Origin of the sequence: Rhizobium anhuiense bv. trifolii, assembly GCF_024346605.1 — a bacterium.
In the GTDB taxonomy this organism is placed as follows: Bacteria; Pseudomonadota; Alphaproteobacteria; order Rhizobiales; family Rhizobiaceae; genus Rhizobium; species Rhizobium anhuiense.
Genome location: NZ_CP098801.1, coordinates 873,024 through 891,358 on the forward strand (window position 1 = coordinate 873,024; position 18,335 = coordinate 891,358).

The 18,335-nt window shown below is 62.4% G+C and carries 16 protein-coding genes and 1 riboswitch; of the genes, 5 read left to right on the top strand and 11 right to left on the bottom strand.

Going from position 1 to position 18,335, the window contains the following annotated elements:
• Positions 1-4: 4 nt before the first annotated feature.
• From NE851_RS04180 to NE851_RS04200, 5 genes are all read right to left on the bottom strand, one after another.
• Complete coding sequence (locus NE851_RS04180; RefSeq protein WP_063476079.1) at positions 5-826, bottom strand: urea amidolyase associated protein UAAP1; 822 nt, start codon at positions 824-826, stop codon at positions 5-7.
• Entirely contained in the window at positions 823-1,653 is an 831-nt protein-coding gene (locus tag NE851_RS04185) for an ABC transporter ATP-binding protein (RefSeq protein WP_063476080.1), read from the bottom strand. The genes NE851_RS04180 and NE851_RS04185 overlap by 4 nt, the downstream gene beginning before the upstream one ends.
• On the bottom strand, positions 1,650-2,468 hold the full coding sequence (locus tag NE851_RS04190) for an ABC transporter permease (RefSeq protein ID WP_063476081.1): 819 nt from the start codon (positions 2,466-2,468) through the stop codon (positions 1,650-1,652). The genes NE851_RS04185 and NE851_RS04190 overlap by 4 nt, the downstream gene beginning before the upstream one ends.
• A gap of 65 nt (positions 2,469-2,533) precedes the next feature.
• Positions 2,534-3,607 carry a putative urea ABC transporter substrate-binding protein gene (locus NE851_RS04195; RefSeq protein ID WP_047613073.1) on the bottom strand — a complete coding sequence of 358 codons (1,074 nt, stop codon included), beginning with the start codon at positions 3,605-3,607 and terminating at the stop codon, positions 2,534-2,536.
• Between the two features lie 74 nt (positions 3,608-3,681).
• Positions 3,682-3,790: riboswitch (guanidine-I (ykkC/yxkD leader) on the bottom strand.
• A 213-nt stretch (positions 3,791-4,003) separates the two neighbouring features.
• Positions 4,004-4,921 (bottom strand): helix-turn-helix domain-containing protein, encoded by a 918-nt coding sequence (locus NE851_RS04200; protein ID WP_097630955.1) that lies wholly within the window; start codon positions 4,919-4,921, stop codon positions 4,004-4,006.
• An 86-nt stretch (positions 4,922-5,007) separates the two neighbouring features.
• Here NE851_RS04200 and NE851_RS04205 point away from each other — a divergent pair, with 86 nt between their 5' ends.
• The 5 genes from NE851_RS04205 (at position 5,008) to NE851_RS04225 (ending at position 11,202) form a co-directional block, all read left to right on the top strand.
• Positions 5,008-6,282, top strand: coding sequence for an extracellular solute-binding protein (locus NE851_RS04205; RefSeq protein ID WP_047614940.1), 1,275 nt, complete (start codon positions 5,008-5,010; stop codon positions 6,280-6,282).
• 83 nt (positions 6,283-6,365) lie between these two features.
• Positions 6,366-7,226 (top strand): carbohydrate ABC transporter permease, encoded by an 861-nt coding sequence (locus tag NE851_RS04210; protein ID WP_028757496.1) that lies wholly within the window; start codon positions 6,366-6,368, stop codon positions 7,224-7,226.
• On the top strand, positions 7,223-8,059 hold the full coding sequence (locus NE851_RS04215; RefSeq protein ID WP_063476083.1) for a carbohydrate ABC transporter permease: 837 nt from the start codon (positions 7,223-7,225) through the stop codon (positions 8,057-8,059). The genes NE851_RS04210 and NE851_RS04215 overlap by 4 nt, the downstream gene beginning before the upstream one ends.
• A gap of 20 nt (positions 8,060-8,079) precedes the next feature.
• Positions 8,080-9,162, top strand: a complete 1,083-nt coding sequence (locus NE851_RS04220) for an ABC transporter ATP-binding protein (protein ID WP_097544040.1) — start codon at positions 8,080-8,082, stop codon at positions 9,160-9,162.
• A gap of 36 nt (positions 9,163-9,198) precedes the next feature.
• A complete protein-coding gene (locus NE851_RS04225; protein ID WP_097630954.1) occupies positions 9,199-11,202 on the top strand; it encodes an aldo/keto reductase in 2,004 nt (667 codons plus the stop codon).
• A gap of 41 nt (positions 11,203-11,243) precedes the next feature.
• Here the strand turns inward: NE851_RS04225 and cydX are convergent, their stop codons facing one another.
• The 6 genes from cydX to NE851_RS04255 all read right to left on the bottom strand — a co-directional run bounded on the left by cydX (position 11,244) and on the right by NE851_RS04255 (position 18,291).
• Complete coding sequence (cydX, locus tag NE851_RS04230) at positions 11,244-11,366, bottom strand: cytochrome bd-I oxidase subunit CydX (protein ID WP_047613080.1); 123 nt, start codon at positions 11,364-11,366, stop codon at positions 11,244-11,246.
• A gap of 98 nt (positions 11,367-11,464) precedes the next feature.
• Complete coding sequence (gene cydB, locus NE851_RS04235) at positions 11,465-12,619, bottom strand: cytochrome d ubiquinol oxidase subunit II (protein WP_254955470.1); 1,155 nt, start codon at positions 12,617-12,619, stop codon at positions 11,465-11,467.
• Positions 12,620-12,624: 5 nt separating this feature from the next.
• Positions 12,625-14,205, bottom strand: a complete 1,581-nt coding sequence (locus NE851_RS04240; protein ID WP_047613082.1) for a cytochrome ubiquinol oxidase subunit I — start codon at positions 14,203-14,205, stop codon at positions 12,625-12,627.
• Between the two features lie 72 nt (positions 14,206-14,277).
• Complete coding sequence (locus NE851_RS04245; RefSeq protein ID WP_097630952.1) at positions 14,278-15,966, bottom strand: amino acid ABC transporter ATP-binding/permease protein; 1,689 nt, start codon at positions 15,964-15,966, stop codon at positions 14,278-14,280.
• Positions 15,963-17,708 carry a thiol reductant ABC exporter subunit CydD gene (cydD, locus tag NE851_RS04250; RefSeq protein WP_097630951.1) on the bottom strand — a complete coding sequence of 582 codons (1,746 nt, stop codon included), beginning with the start codon at positions 17,706-17,708 and terminating at the stop codon, positions 15,963-15,965. The genes NE851_RS04245 and cydD overlap by 4 nt, the downstream gene beginning before the upstream one ends.
• Before the next feature lie 4 nt (positions 17,709-17,712).
• The gene (locus NE851_RS04255) at positions 17,713-18,291 is read right to left on the bottom strand and encodes a GbsR/MarR family transcriptional regulator (protein WP_047613087.1); all 579 of its coding nucleotides are present in this window, start codon (positions 18,289-18,291) and stop codon (positions 17,713-17,715) included.
• Positions 18,292-18,335: the final 44 nt, after the last annotated feature.

Consider the following 18,335-nt stretch of genomic DNA (forward strand, 5'->3'; position numbering starts at 1 on the left):
TCCCTCAGGCCAGCATCGCGGCATTGTTCTCAAAGCCGCGAAGGGCTTCAGCGGTCGCGGTGCGCGAGAGATCGTCGGCTGCGGGCGAAGGCGCGCGATAGCGCGTGACGATCACCGGCTTCGGCGCGTAGACCGGGTCGGGATCGAGCGGATGCGGGCAATTCGAGAAGCCGACGATCATGTCCATTTCGGCGCGCAGCTCGGCATAATCGCCGCTGTTGGAGAGCTTGCCGCGCCAGTGGAAGCCGCCGGCGTCGTCGACGCGGACAGGCGCAAAGAGATTGAGAATCCCCGGGATGTCACGCCTGGCAAGACCAAGCTTGCCGGCGACGAGCACGAGATTGTCGCGGGTGTTGCGGGTCCTGACGTGAGGATATTTTGTGGCATTCGAAGCTGCCGTCGATCCGCCCATCAGGCAGTCATGGGCGCCCGAACTGTCCTCGATCAGCGAAAACATCACTCGGCCCATATCCGAGAAGATGACGCGGCCCTTGCCGAGGGCGGTCGTCCACTGCACCTTGACCGTATCGACGAGATTGAGCCGTTCGCTGGTGTCAGCGGCGTTCCAGGCGACGAGCGCCACGGTCGATGCGCCTTCGCCCTGGTCGATGCGGAGCGCTTCGCCGCGCTTGACCGCAGTCGACCAATACCAGCCGCCGGGGATGGTTTCCTGATGGATGATCGCAGCCGCATCGATTGCGGGGGCGGGCAGGGGGCTCGGCGCCGGCAGGGCCTTCGGCGCAAATTCCAGCCCCTTCTTCTGATGTTCTTCGTAACGCTGCCGGTTGGCGGCGATCTCTTCGGGCGAACGTCTGACATGCATCATGGTTTTTCTCCTGACGGACTGGAAGCCGGGTCGTCCCGGCGAGGGCCCAGAGAAATGACCGGGCCGTCCCGGTCGGGGCTGAAGACGGAGGGCGCGCCGGCAAGCCTGGGCGGCCAGATCGAAATGTCCTTGGTGATCGTCGCGCCGTAGCGCTCTTTTTCCTCCGGGCGGTCACGCCGACGCTCGAAGGCGACGACGCGCGTCGCCAGCGTGAAGGCCTCGCGCATGTCGTGCGTTACCATGACGACGGTCATCTGCGTTTCGTGCCAGAGCCGCTTCATCAAGGTGTGGATCTCGGCGCGGATGCCGGGGTCGAGCGCGCCGAAGGGCTCATCGAGCAGCAACACCTTCGGTTTCATGATCAGCGCCTGCGCCAGCGCCAGGCGCTGCTGCATGCCGCCTGACAGTTGCGCCGGATATTTGTCCTCGGCGCCGGAAAGGCCGACTTCACCGATCAGCCGCCGGGCTTCGTCAATGGCGTTGCGACGGGCAGCGCCGAAAAGCTTGGCTTTATAGCGAGACCCCGAGAGTTCCCGCCCCAGCAGCACATTGCCGAGCACAGTCAGATGCGGGAAAACCGAATAGCGCTGGAAGACGACGCCCCGATCCGGACCTGGCTCCTGCGGCAGAGCTTCGCCGTCCAGCAGGATCGTGCCGCGCGTTGGCCGTTCCTGGCCGAGCAGCATGCGCAGGAACGTCGACTTGCCGCAGCCGGAGGGACCGACGAGGGCGACGAAGGCGCGCGAGGCGACAGTCAGCGACACATCTTCCAGGACGATCTGGTCGCCGTATTCCTTCCAGACCTTTTCGATCACCAACTCGCTCATGCCTGCTTCTCCAGTTCCGACCAGGGGAAGATGGCAATGCGGATGCGATCGAGAATGTAATTCATGACCACGGCGAGCAGCGTGATCCAGACGACATAGGGAAAGATGACGTCCATCGAGAGGTAGCGGCGCACGAGGAAGATGCGGTAACCGAGGCCGGAATCCGACGAGATCGCCTCGGCCGCAATCAGGAACAGCCAGGCGGGGCCGAGCTGAAGCCGGAGGCAGGTGATCAGCCGGGGCAGGATCTGCGGCAGCACGACACGGAGGCCGATCTGCCAGGAGGAGCCGCCGAGCGTTTCAGCTTTGACGATCTGCTCACGCGGCAGCTCCAGCGCCTTCAGCGCAAGGTCGCGGATCATCGTCGGCGCAACGCCGATGACAATGAGCGCGATCTTCGAGGCTTCGCCGAGCCCCATGGCAATGAACAGGATCGGCAGCAGCGCCAGCGGCGGCACCATCGAGATGACGGCGACGAAGGGGGAGAGCAGCGCCCGGAGATATGGCAGCATGCCGATCAGCATGCCGATGACGAGCGCGGTGATCGTGGAGATGCCGAGGCCTGCAAGCAGGCGGATCAGGCTCGCCCCCGTATCGGACCAGAGCAGATATTCGCCGGTGCGCGGATCGGCGACGAAGGCCAGGCGATCGATCGCATCGGCAAACCCGGCAAGACCGGGCAACAGCTTGTCATTGGCGTTTTCCGCCAGCCGTGCCGCCGAGCCCATCGTGTAGGCAACGATCAGCAGCACGAAGGGCAGCAGCGTCAAGGCAAGCTGCGCGCCCCGGCTCGGCCTCGTGTTGATCCAGCGCATGAGGAAAGCTCCGCTGATGAAGATTGGGCGGCGCGGTCAAGACCGCACCGCTGCTTGGACATCGCTCAGAGCGAACCGTCGGCGGCCGCCTTCATGTAAGTCTCGGTGAAGCGCAACTTGACGTTGCCACTGTCGCCGAGGATCTTGCCATCCGGCATTTCGATGCCGATGACGTCTGCCGATGGCGCGCCATTGCCGAGCAAGCCTTTTTCGAACAGGAAGTTGCGGACAAGATCCATTGTCTTCGGCAGGCTGCCTGAGGCAGTGAAGGCAACGGCATCGGCCGGCTTGGCAAACAGCTTGGTGGCGGCAAGCTGGGATTCGAAACCCTTGAGATCGGTGCCCGATGCCTGGCCCATCGCTTCGCGCGCAGCCTTGCCGTCGGCACTGTCGGCAGTCAGCAGTGCAGCGGTTTCATACCAGATGCCGGCGAGTGCCTTGCCGAAATTCGGATTGTCCTTCAGCACGCCTGAATTGGCGACCATCAGGTCGATGATCTCGCCCGGCACCTGCGAGCTGTCGAACACCTTCTTGGCGGTGGGATCCTCGAGGATGGTCGAGACCAGCGGGTTCCAGGTGACAACTGCGGTCACGTCAGCCGTCTTATAGGCGGCGACCATGTCGGCATCGGAGGTGTTGACCACCTTAACGTCGCGCTCGGTCAGCTTGATGCTTTCGAGCGCGCGGGCCAGCAGATAGTGCGAAACGGAAAATTCGACGAGATTGACGTTCTGTCCCTTGATGTCGGCAAGGCTCGCCTTGTCCTTGAGGATAACGGCATCATTGCCGTTCGAGAAATCGCCGACGATGACCGCTGTCGTATCAACGCCGCCGGCGGCCGGGATCGACAGGCCGTCCATATTGGTCAACGTCACGGCGTCGAAGGCGCCTGCGGTATATTGGTTCATCGATTCGACATAGTCGTTGAACTGGGTGACCTCGATCTTGATGCCGTATTTGTCGGCCCATTTCTTGACGATGCCGTGATCAGCAGCATAACCCCAGGGCATCCAGCCGACATAGATCGACCAGGCGACCTTGAAATCGGCCTTCTGTTCGGCCTTGGCGATGGAGCCGAGCCCGAGCGCCAGGGACGCCGTCAGGGCGGTGATCGATAGGATCTTCGAAAAAGTCTGCATTGAAATTCCCCTTTTGCTTTTCTTCAAAAGGGATCGGCAATGACCATCGTGCCGCCAATCCCTTGGCTTACGAGGTCTCCCGGGCTTTTGTCCCGCCGTGCACCCGGCGGGATGTCTCCCCTGCCGGTGGTAGCTCTCGGACCAGCCACGCCTTGCGACGCCGGAACCCTAGCCACCAACTCTGCAACTATCGAAGCAAAGTGCGTGCCAAATTATAAACCGTTGATTTTATTGAGAGGTCGATGGCGCCAATTCCCCAGCAAATGCAATAGTGCATGCACTTGCACAGAAAATGTGCGTATTCTGCCGCCAGCTTAGGCGCTGGTTCTTTTTTGCCCAGCGGAAAACAAGGCCCCAGGCAGAACGCACAGAACGCCGAATTGCGGCTGCCCTGAGTTAGTTCCGGAAAGCGCCGGCCGGGACCGTCGTCACCAGCCGGATGTCACGGCGGAAGTCCGACGGCGACATGCCGGCGATGTGGCGGAAGGATTTGTTGAAGGCGCTGATCGAGCCGAAGCCGCTGTCCATCGCCACCTGCAGCACGTTGGCGCCCTCGCTCATCAGCATCGCCTGAGCGCGCGACAGCCGCAGCAGCGTCACGTATTTGCTGAGCGTCATGCCAGTCGATCGCTTGAACAGGTTCATCGCATATTTCGGATGCAGATCGGCGGCGCGGGCGATATCGACCGAATCGATGTCCTGCAGGAAATTGGCGGCGATGAAATCGCACATGCGCGCGACGCTGCGCGAGGAATGCGGATACGGTTGATCGCCGTCGAGATTGATGGCCGCCTGCGACGTCATCGAATAGGGTTCGAGCGCGATCCGCTCGATGCGCAGCAGCAGCTCGTCGACGGCGTGCTGGGCCTTGGCGGGATCGCCTGAGTTGGCATAGCGGAACCAGCGGGTGAAGTTCTCGCTGTCGGCGGCATCCGTTGCCGAAGTCAGCAGCGTCTCGCCCTTCATCAGTCGGCTGGAAACGCTGATCGGCAAGCGCAGCCGGAAGAAATAGACGAGCGGCAAATGGGCGCCGGCATAGAGCGAATCATCCGAAGATTCATCCATCTGATGCGGCTGACCACCCCAAAACAGGCACATTTCGCCGGCGTTCAGCCGGAATTCGTGGTCGCTCATCCGGTAGTGAACGGTTCCGCGCATCACGTAGTTGACCTCGACCTGCGCGTGCCAGTGCGGCATCGCCATAACAGGCGGATGGGCATGAAACATCTGCAGCGCTGTCGGCAAACCCTCGATGCTGCTCGCGCCGGGCTGGTAGATTGCACGTGTGCCGACCTTACTTTCCGCCAAATTCATGTTCCCTTTTTAGGAGACACCCGCTCCCTTACAGATAGTCTAACCGCGTTCGTGAAAGATCGGCAATTGAAAAGGGAGGATTTTCAATGCGCTTCAAACTTCTCGCTGCGACCGCAGCTGTTGCATTGCTTGCTTCCGGCTCCGCATTCGCGCAGTCGGCCAATCTTACCATCTGGAGCTGGAATGTCGCCGCATCGGCATTGAAGTCCACGCTTCCAGGCTTCAACAAGCAGTTTCCCGATATCAAAATCACCGTTGAGGACCTCGGCAACAGCCAGGTCTTCGACAAGACGCTCGCTGCCTGCGCCGCCGGCGGCGACGGCTTGCCTGACATCGTCAGCATCGAGAATTTCGAGGCTGAAATCTTCTGGAGCCGATTCCCGGATTGTTTTGCCAATCTGAAAGAGCTCGGCTATACGCCCGAGATCCAGGCAAAATTTCCTGACTTCAAGCGCACTGAGCTCGAGGTCGGCGATGTCGCTTACGCCATGCCGTGGGATTCCGGCCCTGTCGCCGTCTTCTACCGCCGCGACCTCTACGAAAAGGCCGGCGTCGATCCGAGCACCATCAGCACCTGGGACGATTTCATTGCCGCCGGCAAGAAGATTTCCGCCGCCAATCCCGGCGTGGTCATGGCGCAGGCAGACTTCAATGGCGACAGCGAATGGTTCCGCATGATCGCCAATGAACAGGGCTGCGGCTATTACTCGACCGACGGCCAGAACATCACCATCAACCAGCCGGCCTGCGTCGCTTCGCTGCAAAAAGTGAAGGAAATGAAGGACGCCGGCACGCTGACGGCGGCCAACTGGGACGAAAAGATCCAGGCCAATACCGCCGGCAAGGCCGCAAGCCAGTTGTATGGCGGTTGGTATGAGGGCACCGTGCGCTCGACCTCTCCCGATCTCAAGGGCAAGTGGGGCGTCTACAGAATGCCGAGCCTGACGGCTGATGGCCCGCATGCGGCCAATCTCGGCGGTTCGTCGCTCGCCATTTCGGCGACGTCCGCAAATAAGGAAGCCGCCTGGAAATTCGTCAACTACGCCCTCGGCACGGATGAGGGTCAGATCACCATGCTGAAGGAGTTCGGTCTGGTTCCGTCGCTGCTTTCGGCCGAGAAGGATCCCTTCGTCAATGAGCCGCAACCCTATTGGGGCGGCCAGAAGGTCTGGGCTGATATCCTGGCGACACTGCCGAAGATCGTGCCGAGCCGCGGTACCGCCTTCCAAAGTGATGCCGAAGCCATCTTCAAGGCGACGCAGGCGAAGTTCTTTGCCGGCGGCTATCCCGATGCGAAGGCGGCTCTCGACGATGCCGCCAAGCAGATCGCTTCAGCGACCGGCCTTCCGATCGCGCAATGAATGACGATGCCGGGCGCTTGAGGCGCCCGGCTTTCCCCGGGCTTGCAAAGCGGCCGGTCATTCGTTCGTGAGGAGGAGGCTTGATGCCGTTCAGAACCCGGAGCGCCTATGCGTTCCTTGCCCCCTATCTGCTGGTCTTTGCCACCTTCTGGGTCTGGCCGATCATCAATTCGTTCCTGATTTCCTTTCAGAACACCCGCATCAACCCGTGGAAATACAGTTTCCAGGCCAATTGGGGCCGGCTCTTCTACGACCCGGCCTTCTACAATGCTCTTTACAACACGCTGATCATCCTGCTGATTCAGGTGCCGGTGATGATCGCGCTTGCGACGGTCATGGCCGTAATGCTCAATTCGCCGCTGCTGAAAGCGCGGCCGCTTTTCCGCTTCGCCTTCTTTGCGCCTGTCGTCGTCGGCGAGGTCGCCTATGCTGCCGTCTTCCGGCTGATGTTCAGCCTCGATTTCGGGATCATCAACAAGCTGATTTCCGCCGTCGGTCTCAGCCCGGTCTCCTGGTTCGACAACGCGAATGCCGCCATGGCGCTGATCATCCTCGCCGTCACATGGCGCTGGGCGGGCTACAACGCCATCATCATTCTCGCCGGGCTGCAGTCGATTCCCGACGATGTCTACGAGGCGGCGACACTCGACCGGGTGAGCAAGATCCAGCAATTCTTTCATATCACCCTGCCACTTCTGAAGCCGATCATCCTCTTCTGCGTGGTTCTTTCGGTGATCGGCACCATGCAGCTCTTCACCGAGCCCTTCCTGATCACCAACCGCGGCGGTCCCGGCGGCGGCACCGAGACCCTCGGCCTGCTGCTCTACCGCCAGGGCTTCACTTCGCTGAACTTCGGCTATGCCTCGGCGATCGCCTATACGATGGCTGCCCTTGCCGTGGCGATCTCGCTTCTCAATCTCTGGGTCGGGAGGGATCCGAAATGAAGTCCAAATCGCAATCCCTTCTGCTGCGCCAGATCGCGTTGCATGCCGCACTGGCGCCGCTGGCGATAATCTGGCTGTTTCCGCTCTGGATGATGTTCGTCTTCTCGACCATGCCCGACAACGGCATCTTCAGCCCTGATATCGTGCTCTGGCCATCGACCAATTTCGTCGAGAATTTCAAGAACCTGCAGGCCGATACCGATTTCATCGGCGCCATGGTGATCTCCGTCGGCGTCGCGCTCATCTATACGGTCCTGTCGGTACTGCTGACCTCGATGGCGGGCTGGGCGCTGGCGCGTTACCGTTTCGTCGGCCGCTCCATCGTCATCGCCATCATCCTCGGCACGATCACGCTGCCGTTTTCGGTGGTCGTCATCCCGCAATTCATCATGGTGGCACGCGAATTCAAGCTGGCAAATACCTGGGTGGCGCTGATTGTGCCACCGTTGTTCAATTCGCTCGGCGTGCTGTTCATGCGGCAATCCTTCTCGATGATGCCGGGCGAACTCTTTGATGCGGCTCGGGTCGAAGGCGTCAAGGAATGGCAGATCTTCCTGCGCATCGCGCTGCCGCTGGCGCGTCCGACCATGGCGGCACTGGCGATCATCCTGTTCCTGGCCTCGTGGAACAACTACCTCTGGCCGCTTCTGATCAATTCCAAACCGGGAATGATGACAGCGCCGGTGGCATTGGGAACGCTGATCGGCCTCACCAAGGTCTCTTGGGGCGGCATCATGGCCGGCGCGGTGCTGCTGACGGCGCCGATCCTCGTCGTCTTCGTGGCTCTCCAGCGCCATTTCATCGCCGGCATCGCGGCCGGCGCAATCAAATAATCGAACAATAGGGAGGCCGCATGGCAGAGCTTTCACTCAGCAACATCGTCAAGCGCTTCGGCGGCTTTGAGATCATCCACGGCGCCAATCTGGAGGTGAAGGACGGCGAATTCGTCGTCTTCGTCGGCCCCTCCGGCTGCGGCAAGTCCACGCTGCTCAGGATGATCGCCGGCCTCGAGGACATCACCTCGGGCGAGCTTCAGATCGGCGGCAGGGTCGTCAACGACGTCGAGCCGGCCGATCGCGGCATCGCCATGGTGTTCCAGTCCTATGCGCTCTATCCGCACCTGACCGTCGAGGAAAATCTGAGCTTCGGCCTGCGCATGAACGGCAATCCGAAAGGCGACACTGAACGGCGCGTGCGCCATGTCGCCGAGATCCTGCAGATCACCGAGTTGATGAAGCGGCGGCCGAAGCAGCTTTCCGGCGGCCAGCGCCAGCGCGTCGCGATCGGCCGCGCCATCGTCCGCGAACCCCAGGTCTTCCTGTTCGACGAACCCTTGTCGAACCTCGATGCGGAACTGCGCGTGCAGATGCGCGTCGAAATCTCCCGGCTGCACAAGCAACTGGGCACGACGATGATTTATGTCACCCACGACCAGACCGAGGCGATGACGCTCGCCGACAGGATCGTCGTGTTGCGCGCCGGCAATATCGAGCAGATCGGCGCGCCACTCGACCTTTACGACGACCCCGCCAACCAGTTCGTCGCCGGTTTCGTCGGCTCGCCGAAGATGAATTTCCTGAAGGCCGTGGTGATCGAGACGCAGCCGGGCAGGGCGGTGATCGCGCTGGAAAGTGATACCAATACACGGCTGTCGCTGCCCGTCGCCGATCCGATCGAAGCCGGCGCGAAGGTGACGCTCGGCATTCGTCCCGAACATTTCGTCGATGCGGGCATGGGCGATGCCGACCTCACCGTCACCATCGACGTCGCCGAACACCTCGGCAATACCAGCTACATCTACGCCACCATCGGCCCCGAGCAACTGATCATCGAGCGGCCGGAATCCCGCGTCGCCGGCAATCGCGAGACGCTGACGGTCGGCCTTCCCGCCAACCGCACATTCCTTTTCGACGGTGCCGGCAGGCGGCTTCGCTAACCTATCCCAAGACCGAAAGACGAAAGAGGATTTTCCATGAGTTCAGATCAACCGATCCGCTGGGGCATCATCGGCCCCGGCACCATCGCCCGCACCTTTGCCGACGGCGTCGCCCATTCTCGCACGGGAAAGCTGGTGGCAATCGCCACCCGCAATCCTGCAAAACCCGGCCTTGCCGAAAATTTCCCCGGCGCCCGCATCGTCAATGGCTACGAGGCGCTGCTTTCCGACCCTGAGGTTGATGCCGTCTATATCTCCGTGCCCCATACCGGCCATGCCGAATGGGCGATCAAGGCCGCCCGCGCCGGCAAGCACATCCTGGTGGAAAAGCCGATCGCGCTGTCGGCCTATGATGCCGAAGCCGTTTACTACGAGGCGAAAAAGGCCGGCGTCTTTGCCGGCGAGGCCTTCATGTACCGCGTGCATCCGCAGACGGAGAAGCTGGTCGAGCTCGTCAAAAGCGGCGTCATCGGCACCGTCCGCATCATCCGTTCGAGCTTCGGCTTCAACATGGGCAGCTATAGGCCGGAACACCGGCTTTTCGCCAATGATACCGCCGGCGGCGGCATTCTCGATGTCGGCGGTTATCCGGTTTCGATGGCCCGGCTGATTGCCGGCGCGGCGCAGGGCAAGGCCTTCCTCGAACCCGAGAAGGTCTCGGGCGTCGCCCATCTCGGAGAGAGCGGCGTCGATGAATGGGCCTCTGCCGTGCTGAAGTTCCCGAACGAGATCATCGCCGAAGTCTCCTGCTCGATCATGGCGAATCAGGACAATGTGCTGCGCATCATCGGCTCGGAAGGCCGGATCGAGGTCCAGGACTTCTGGTTCGCCTCCGGCCACAAGGGCGGCGTCGGCAAGATCGAGATCTTCAAGGGCGGCAGCCGGGAAACCGTCGAGCTCAGGGAAGACCGCTGGCTTTACTCCTTCGAGGCCGATGCGGCGGGTGACGCCATCCGCGCCGGTAAGACGGAATTCAGCTCTCCCGGCATGAGCTGGGCGGATTCGATCGGAAACCTGCGCGTGCTCGACCAATGGCGTGCCTCGGTCGGTCTGGAATACGGCGTTGAGAAAGCCAGTAAGCGCACGGCAAACATTGCCGGCGGCACGGTCGCGCGTGGCAACAGCATTCCGCAGCGTCAGATCCCCGGCATTTCCAAGCCGGCCTCGGTCGTCACGCTCGGCTTCGAGTTCTTCCCGAACTTCGCCTCTGCCTCGCTGACGCTCGACGCCTTCTACGAAGCCGGCGGCAATGCCTTCGACACGGCCTATGTCTATGGCGGCGGCAAGACGGAAGCGATCTTCGGCGACTGGCACACGAGCCGAAAGGTGCCGCGCGAAGAGATCGTGCTGATCGGCAAGGGTGCGCATTCGCCGCTCTGCTATCCCGATATGATCGCAAAGCAGCTCGACCAGTCGCTTTCCCGGCTGAAGACCGATTATGTCGACATCTATTTCATGCATCGCGACAACACCGACGTGCCCGTCAGCGAGTTCGTCGATGCCATGGATGCCGAGGTCAAGCGTGGCCGCATTCGCGGCATCTTCGGTGGCTCGAACTGGACAAGGGCGCGTTTCGACGAGGCGATCGCCTATGCCGAAAAGACCGGCAAGGCGGCGCCGGCAGCACTCTCCAACAACTTCTCGCTCGCCGAGATGCTCGATCCGATCTGGGCCGGTTGCGTCGCCGCTTCCGACGACGACTGGAAGAAGTGGCTGAACGAGAAGCAGATCCCGAACTTTGCCTGGTCGAGCCAGGGCCGCGGCTTCTTCACCGACCGTGCCGGCCGCGACAAGCGAGACGATGAGGAGATCGTGCGGGTCTGGTATTCCGAGCGCAACTTCGGACGCCGCGACCGCGCCATCGAGCTGGCCAACAAGCTCGGCCGCAATCCGATCCATATCGCGCTCGCCTATGTGATCGCCCAGCCTTTCCCGGTCATTCCGCTGATCGGGCCGCGCACCGTCGCCGAGCTGGAAGACAGTCTCTCGGCGCTCGACATCAAGCTGACGCCCGATCAGGTGAAGTGGCTGGAAGGCTGACCAATAGGAAAGGGCGCGGTTCACGTCGCGCCCTTTCCATTCTACTTGCGTGACTCGGAAGCCCTCTTCCGGGCGGCATCGTCCATCAGCTCATACCACATGGCGTTGAGGACGGCGAAGGCGGCGGCCAGCGGCAGGCCGAGCATCCATGCAAAATACCACATCGTTTCGTCTCCTTCAGAGCAATTCCAGGCAAAGCGTGAAGCGCTTTTGCCGGGAATTGCGTAAAAACAAAAGGTTAGAGCGGTTCTACTGAGCCGCTCTAGTAAGCGTGGCTATTTTTGTCGGTGATGGACTTCTCATCGACCTTGCCCCACAGAACCTTGTAGACCCAGGCCGTGTAGGCGAAGATGATCGGCAGGAAGATCACCGTGACCACCAGCATGATGAACAGCGTCATGTGGCTGGAGGATGCATCCCAGACCGTCAGGCTCGATCGCGGATCGAGTGAGGAGGGCAGGATGAACGGGAACGTCGACAGGCCGACCGTGGAGATGATGCCAAGGATCGCCACCTTGCTGAACAGCAGCGTCATCACCTCGCGTTTTGCCCGCATGGCAATGAAGGCCAGTGCCGCGCCGACGAAGCCGAGCACGGGCGCGATGATCATCCACGCATGGGCAGCGTAGTTGGTCAGCCACGCGCCTTTCTCCAGCGCCACGGTCTTCAGCAGCGGGTTGGAGGGACCGATCGGGCTGATATCGCTGGTGATGCGATAGCCGCCGACACCGATCCACAGGAAGAGGCCGCCGAGTGCGAAAAGCACGATGACGGCAAGAGCGGCGATGCTGCCATAGCGTCTGGCACGTTCGGCCACCGGGCCGCTTGCCTTCAACACCAGCCATGCCGCTCCATGCATCGTCAACATGGCTAGGGAAAGCAGGCCGCAGAGCAGCGCATAGGGGTTGAGCAGGGCGAAGAACGAACCTTCGTAGAAGATCCGCATATCGTCGGCAAAGCGGAAGGGCACGCCCTGTAGCACATTGCCGACGGCAACGCCGAAGATCAGCGACGGCACGAAACCGCCGATGAAGAGCGCCCAGTCCCAGCCGCTCCGCCAAGTGGCGCTTTCCCGCTTCGACCGGTATTTAAAACCGACCGGGCGCAGGATGAGCGCGAAGAGGATCGCAAACATCGCCAGGTAAAAGCCCGAGAAGGAAACCGCATAGAGCGGCGGCCAGGCGGCGAAAATGGCGCCGCCGCCGAGGATCAGCCAGACCTGGTTGCCCTCCCAGGTGGCGCCGATGGTGTTGATCGCCACGCGCCGTTCCGTGTCGGTCCTGGCGACGAAAGGCAGAAGCGTGCCGACGCCGAGGTCGAAGCCGCCCGTCGTTGCAAAGGCGATCAGCAATACGCCGAGCAGCAGCCACCAGATGAGACGCAGGCTTTCATAGTCGATGAGTTCGTGAAGGATCATGACAGTCACTCCGCGGCCGGGACGAGGGTTTCGGAAATCAGAACGGCTTCCGGCTCGTCGTCCGGTTCCGGTCCTTGGCGAATCGCCTTGATCATCAGGCTCATCTCGATGACGATCAGCACCGTATAAAGTGCGCCAAAACCGATGATGGTCAGAAGCACAGTGCTGGCGCCGAGGCTGGAGACGGCGGCAGCCGTCGGCAGAACGCCTTCGATCACCCAGGGCTGGCGGCCGAACTCGGCGACGACCCAGCCGAGTTCGATGGCGACCCAGGGCAAGGGGATCGCCAGCACGGCAATCTTCAGAAGCAGCGGATATTTGTCGAGATGGCGGCGCGCCGACAGCCAGAAGAAGGTGGCGGTCAGCAGGATGAAGAAGATGCCGAGGCCGACCATGATGCGGAACGACCAGAACAGCGTCGGCACGTGCGGGATCGTATCACGCGCGGCCTGGACGATCTGCTCGTCGGTCGCCTGGCGAGGATCGTCGACGTAGCGCTTCAGAAGAAGGGCATAACCGAGATCATGGCCGAGATCCTCGAAGGAGCTGCGCACTTCCTGCGCAACCTGATCCTGTGCCGGTGCCGAACGGATCTGCATCAGCGCGTCGTAAGCCTTGATGCCGTCGCGGATGCGGGTTTCGGCTTGCTGTTCGAGCTTGTCGATGCCGGGGATCTCGGTCGTCAGCGACCGTGTGCCGATCAGGCCCATGACCCAGGGAATATGCACGGCAAAATGCGTCTCGCGCGCCTCCTGATCGGGAAAACCAAAGGCGGTGAAGGCCGCCGGAGCGGGCTCCGTCTTCCACATGCCCTCGATCGCGGCGAGCTTCATCTTCTGGTTTTCGGTGGCGAGATACCCGCTCTCATCGCCGAGCACGACGACGGAAAGTGCCGAGGCGAGGCCGAAGGAGGCGGCCACCGTCATCGAGCGCTTGGCAAGCTCGATATGCCGGCCCTTCAACACATACCAGGCCGAGACGCCGAGCACGAAGATCGAGGCGCAGACGTAACCCGCCGACACCGTGTGGACGAATTTCGCCTGGGCCACCGGATTGAAGACCACGTCGAAAAAGCTGGTGATCTCCATACGCATCGTCTGCGGGTTGAGCGCCGATCCCACCGGGTTCTGCATCCAGCCATTGGCGATGAGGATCCAGAGTGCCGAAAAATTCGAGCCGAGCGCCACCGCCCAGGTGGCAACGAGATGCCCGACCTTCGACAGCTTGTCCCAGCCGAAGAAGAACAGCCCGACGAAGGTCGCCTCGAGGAAGAAGGCCATGAGGCCTTCGATCGCCAGCGGCGCGCCGAAGATGTCGCCGACATAATAGCTGTAATAGCTCCAGTTCATGCCGAACTGGAATTCCATGACGATGCCGGTAGCGACGCCGATCACGAAGTTGATGCCGAACAGCGTGCCCCAGAATTTCGTCATCTGCCGCCAGATCTGGCGACCGGTCATGACATAGACGGTTTCCATGATCGCCAGGAGCACGGACAGGCCGAGCGTCAAGGGCACAAACAGGAAGTGGTAAAGCGCCGTCAGCGCGAATTGGAAGCGCGATAGCGCGACGATATCTAGTTCCATTATCTTTCTCCCACGGTCCCACGGGATACAAAGCGTTCCTCCGCGCCGGCCGGCGCGTGAGGGCATGTTTGCTCAATCCGGCCGAAGCCGGTTAAGCGCCTTTTCGAACGCCGCCTCTCCGCGGCGCGAAATCTCTGAGATGCGGCCGCCTTCGATGACGGCGATGCGGTCGGCGATTGCCGCCTCGCGACGGATATGCGTGGCGATCACCAGCGACCGGCCTGCCGCCATGCTCGACAGCCGGCCGATCACGTCACGGGCGGTGGCGCCGTCGAGACTCTCTGTCGGTTCATCGAGCAGCCAGAGCGGCGTGTCGCGCAGGAAGAGCCGGGCAAGCGCCAGCCGGCGCGACTGGCCGCCGGAAAGACCGATCCCGCCTTCGCCGAGCGGCGTATCGATCCCCCGCGGCATGGCCTCGATATCGGCAAGCAGGCCGGCGGCGCCGAGCACCTCAAGAAGACGGCCCTCGCTGGCATCCGGGTTCGCAAGACAGAGGTTGCCGCGCAGGCTGTCCTCGAAGAGTTCCGTCCGTTGCGTCAGCAGGGTCGCCGTTGTCACGGCAACACTTCCCGTCCGGGCCGGCAACTCGCCGGAAAGGAGAGCAAGCAGGCTCGACTTGCCGGCGCCGCTGCTGCCGATGACGGCGAGACGTTCGCCCTGTTGAAGCGTGAGTTCGATACCCTCAAGCGCCGGCGCGGCGGAGTTTTCATGGAAGGCTGACACATCAGCCAGTGAGAAAGCATATCCCGGCAAAGGCGCTGCCAATGGTTCGGGTTCTGTCGCGGCGGCAAACCGCGGCGCGATCCGCGCTGCCGCGAGCAGCGTTCTGCCGAGTTCCAGGGCGCCGCGGCGTAGTGCTGCAAAGGGTTCGACCGCGGCAAAGGCGACGAGCAGGCCGAGCGCGGCGACGGGAGCGGTAATCACCTTGGCTTCCGCAAGCGCTGCGACGGCAAGCAGCGATGCCGTCAACAGCAGCGTCGAAACGAGGCCGAAGCCGAATGTCACGCCGGTTTCGACACGGTTCAGCCGGTCGTCGGCGTGGGCGGCATAGCTGTCGGCTGCCATGATCGCATGTCTCTGCGCGGCAAGCCGACCAGCCATCAGGAGATCGGTCTGGCCGGCGACGAGATCGATCGTCCGCGACCGCAACCCCTCGATACCATGGGCGCGCCTGCGGGCATGTTTGCGCGCCCCCCGGCCGGCGATCAGAGGCAGGCCGAGCCCGGCGCCGGCGAGAAAAAGGCCGAAACACAGACCGAACACGGGATGCATCAGCCCCAGTGCGAGGCTTGCCGCCAGCGCTGCGCCGATCGCCACCGCAGCCGGCACGAGAATGCGCAAATAGAGGGAATCGAGTGCATCGATATCGGCCGTCAGCCGGAAGAGTAGTCTTGCGGGACGATAGAGCAGGGTGCGAGCCGCACCCGGTTCGGCAAAGCCGCGAAACAGCCTTTCGCGCAGGGCGGCGAGCACGCCGAGCGTTGCATCATGGGTCGCAAGCCTCTCGCCGTAGCGCGCGGCCGTCCGGACGATGGCGAGCAGGCGGATGCCGGCCGACGGCGCAAAGACGTCGAAGGTGATGGCGGCGGCGGAGAGACCGGCGAGCGAGGTGGCGGTGATGAACCAGCCGGACAGGCCGAGCAGGGCGATGCCGGCCGCCACCGTCGCCGCCGAAAGTGCTGCGCCGAGCAGCAGCGCACGCCGGCGTTCGGCAAAGAAGAGTCGCAGGATCGGCTTGAGGTTTGTAGCAAATGTGCTCATTCGGCGGCCTCCCTCATGACGAGGTCAGTGTCGATGCGCATGATGCGATGCATGCGGGCGGCAAGCAGCGGATCGTGGGTCGCAACGATCAAGATACGGTCCCTGGCGAGCGAAAGCAGGCTCTCGGTCACCTCGGCGGCGGTGGCGGCGTCGAGATGCGCAGTCGGCTCGTCGGCAAGGATGATCCTAAGATGCGGATTGCAGGCGGCCCGCGCGATCGCCAGCCGCAGCGCCTCGCCGCCGGAAAGTCCGATTCCGCCCTCGCCGAGCGGCCGGCTGCCATAGGCCTCGGCGACATTTCGCAGTCTCGCGGCATCGAGCGCATCCGTCAGATCGCCGCGCAGCATGCCGGGCCTGCCGAGCGCGATATTGCTAGCGATGGTACCGGCAAAAATATGCGGTCTCTGGCCGATCCACGCCATGCTGCCGCGCAGGACGGCGGCGGTATCGTCCGCAAGCTCGATGCCACCGATGACGATCCGGCCACCGGTGCAGGGCGCCAGTCCTGAAATCAACGAAAGAAGCGTCGATTTACCGGAACCGCTGGCGCCGAGAAGCGCCAGATGTTCGCCGGCTACGATATCGAGGTTGAAATCGTCGAGCACCAACGGTTCGTCGGCGGCGTAGCGAAAGGCGAGATTTTCAAGGTGGATATCAGGCGCTTTGGCGACGGCAGGTACCGCCGGCGCGACTTCGACTGCTCCTCGGATGGACAGGCCGTCGGCAGCGATGGCGTCCATGGCTTTCAGCGCCGCTTCGCCCGCCGCCCGATCGTGCCAGACGGCCGAAAGTTCACGCAACGGTTCGAAGAAGGCCGGCGCCAGCAGCAGGATGAACAATCCCTCCGTCAGGTCGAGCCGGCCTGACCAAGTGCCGAAGCGGATTTCGCCGAGCAGGCTGAAGCCGACGTAGACGGCTATCATGGCCACGCCGAGGGCTGCGAAAAGCTCAAGCACGGCCGAGGACAGAAAGGCGATCTTCAGAACCGCCATGGTGCGCACTCGCAGCGATTCCGCTTCCGAACGCAGCCGCAGGGCGGTTGCATCCACCGCGTCGAGCGCGCGGATCGTCGCCAGTCCACGCAGCCGATCGAGCAGGAAGCCGTTGAGGCCGCCGGTCGCAACCAGCTGTCTTTCGCTGGCCGCCTGGGCACGCCAGCCGATCAACGCCATGAAGATCGGGATCAGCGGCGCGGCGAACAGCAAAACCAGCGCGGCGATCCAGGAGACCGGAAGGATGAAGGCAAGGATGATGAGCGGCACGAGGCTCGCCTTCATGCGCGCCGGCTGAAAACGGGCGAGGTAAGGCACGATAAGTTCGGCCTGTTCGCCAAGCACACTTGCGGCTTTGCCGGAGGCCGGCCGGCTGCGATCGATCGGCGACGACATGGAAAGTGCCGCGGCGGCAATCTTCCGCCTGCGGCTGAGCTCGCCGCGCGCGGCATGAAAGGCCAGGCGGCCGCCGGCCGCGTCGAGACAGCTTCTTGCAAACCCGAGGACAAGGATGCCGAGGGCCGGCCATAGAACGTCATGCCATCCGCCGCCATCGGCGATGCGGCCGACCGAGACGGCCAGCAACCCGGCCTGCGGGATCCAGATGGCGGCGCCCAGCGCCTGCAGCATTGCCGCTCTGCGCAGCCCGCCTTTCGCACCGTTGGGACCTGTGACAGGCGAGACAGGATCGCCCTCCGGCATTGGCTCGGCCTCTTGTCTGTCCTTCGCGTCGAAGAAAGCAGTGCCCATGGCGCTAACTCTTGTTCGCAGGATTTGGCCGGCGGCTGCGGCCGAGCGAAACGACCCGGTCCTTGGCCTCCAGAAGCTTGGTCACTTTCGCACCCAGCGAGAGTAGCGTTGCGAGCCTTTCCGTTTCAAGTTGTTTTACGTCGTCATACCAATGCGTCAGCTGCTCGATCAGCGTGTGCATCTCGCTCATCCGCTGCTGCGCATGGCGCTCGGCGTCGCTCGCCGGCCGCTGCATCAGGATTTCGCGCAGAACAGACAGCGTCGGATCGACTTCCCGCTTCTTTCTCTCCTCGGCAAGCGTCCTCAATATGTGCCAGACATCATCTGGCGTCGTGAAGAAATCGCGGCGATCATCCGGCCTGTGTTTGAGAAGAACGAGGTTCCAGGCTTGCAGTTCGCGCAGGCTCATCGACACATTGGAGCGCGAGATGCCGAGCGACTCGGCAATCTCCTCGGCGCAGAGCGGCGCCGGAGAAACGAAGAGCAGGGCGTAGATCTGGCCGACCGTGCGGTTGATTCCCCAGCGGGATCCCATTTCGCCGAAATGGAGAACAAAGGACTGGACGAGAGGCGGAAGGTTCATAGTCGTTTCCGTTGCGTCTGTGATTTCAGAAATTTCTGAAATTA

Excerpts from the sequence above, each read along its gene's own strand:
- NE851_RS04180 (WP_063476079.1), bottom strand. The coding sequence starts at position 826 with ATGATGCATGTCAGACGTTCGCCCGAAGAGATCGCCGCCAACCGGCAG.
- NE851_RS04185 (WP_063476080.1), bottom strand. The coding sequence starts at position 1,653 with ATGAGCGAGTTGGTGATCGAAAAGGTCTGGAAGGAATACGGCGACCAG.
- NE851_RS04190 (WP_063476081.1), bottom strand. The coding sequence starts at position 2,468 with ATGCGCTGGATCAACACGAGGCCGAGCCGGGGCGCGCAGCTTGCCTTG.
- NE851_RS04195 (WP_047613073.1), bottom strand. The coding sequence starts at position 3,607 with ATGCAGACTTTTTCGAAGATCCTATCGATCACCGCCCTGACGGCGTCC.
- NE851_RS04200 (WP_097630955.1), bottom strand. The coding sequence starts at position 4,921 with ATGAATTTGGCGGAAAGTAAGGTCGGCACACGTGCAATCTACCAGCCC.
- NE851_RS04205 (WP_047614940.1), top strand. The coding sequence starts at position 5,008 with ATGCGCTTCAAACTTCTCGCTGCGACCGCAGCTGTTGCATTGCTTGCT.
- NE851_RS04210 (WP_028757496.1), top strand. The coding sequence starts at position 6,366 with ATGCCGTTCAGAACCCGGAGCGCCTATGCGTTCCTTGCCCCCTATCTG.
- NE851_RS04215 (WP_063476083.1), top strand. The coding sequence starts at position 7,223 with ATGAAGTCCAAATCGCAATCCCTTCTGCTGCGCCAGATCGCGTTGCAT.
- NE851_RS04220 (WP_097544040.1), top strand. The coding sequence starts at position 8,080 with ATGGCAGAGCTTTCACTCAGCAACATCGTCAAGCGCTTCGGCGGCTTT.
- NE851_RS04225 (WP_097630954.1), top strand. The coding sequence starts at position 9,199 with ATGAGTTCAGATCAACCGATCCGCTGGGGCATCATCGGCCCCGGCACC.
- cydX (WP_047613080.1), bottom strand. The coding sequence starts at position 11,366 with ATGTGGTATTTTGCATGGATGCTCGGCCTGCCGCTGGCCGCCGCCTTC.
- cydB (WP_254955470.1), bottom strand. The coding sequence starts at position 12,619 with ATGATCCTTCACGAACTCATCGACTATGAAAGCCTGCGTCTCATCTGG.
- NE851_RS04240 (WP_047613082.1), bottom strand. The coding sequence starts at position 14,205 with ATGGAACTAGATATCGTCGCGCTATCGCGCTTCCAATTCGCGCTGACG.
- NE851_RS04245 (WP_097630952.1), bottom strand. The coding sequence starts at position 15,966 with ATGAGCACATTTGCTACAAACCTCAAGCCGATCCTGCGACTCTTCTTT.
- cydD (WP_097630951.1), bottom strand. The coding sequence starts at position 17,708 with ATGGGCACTGCTTTCTTCGACGCGAAGGACAGACAAGAGGCCGAGCCA.
- NE851_RS04255 (WP_047613087.1), bottom strand. The coding sequence starts at position 18,291 with ATGAACCTTCCGCCTCTCGTCCAGTCCTTTGTTCTCCATTTCGGCGAA.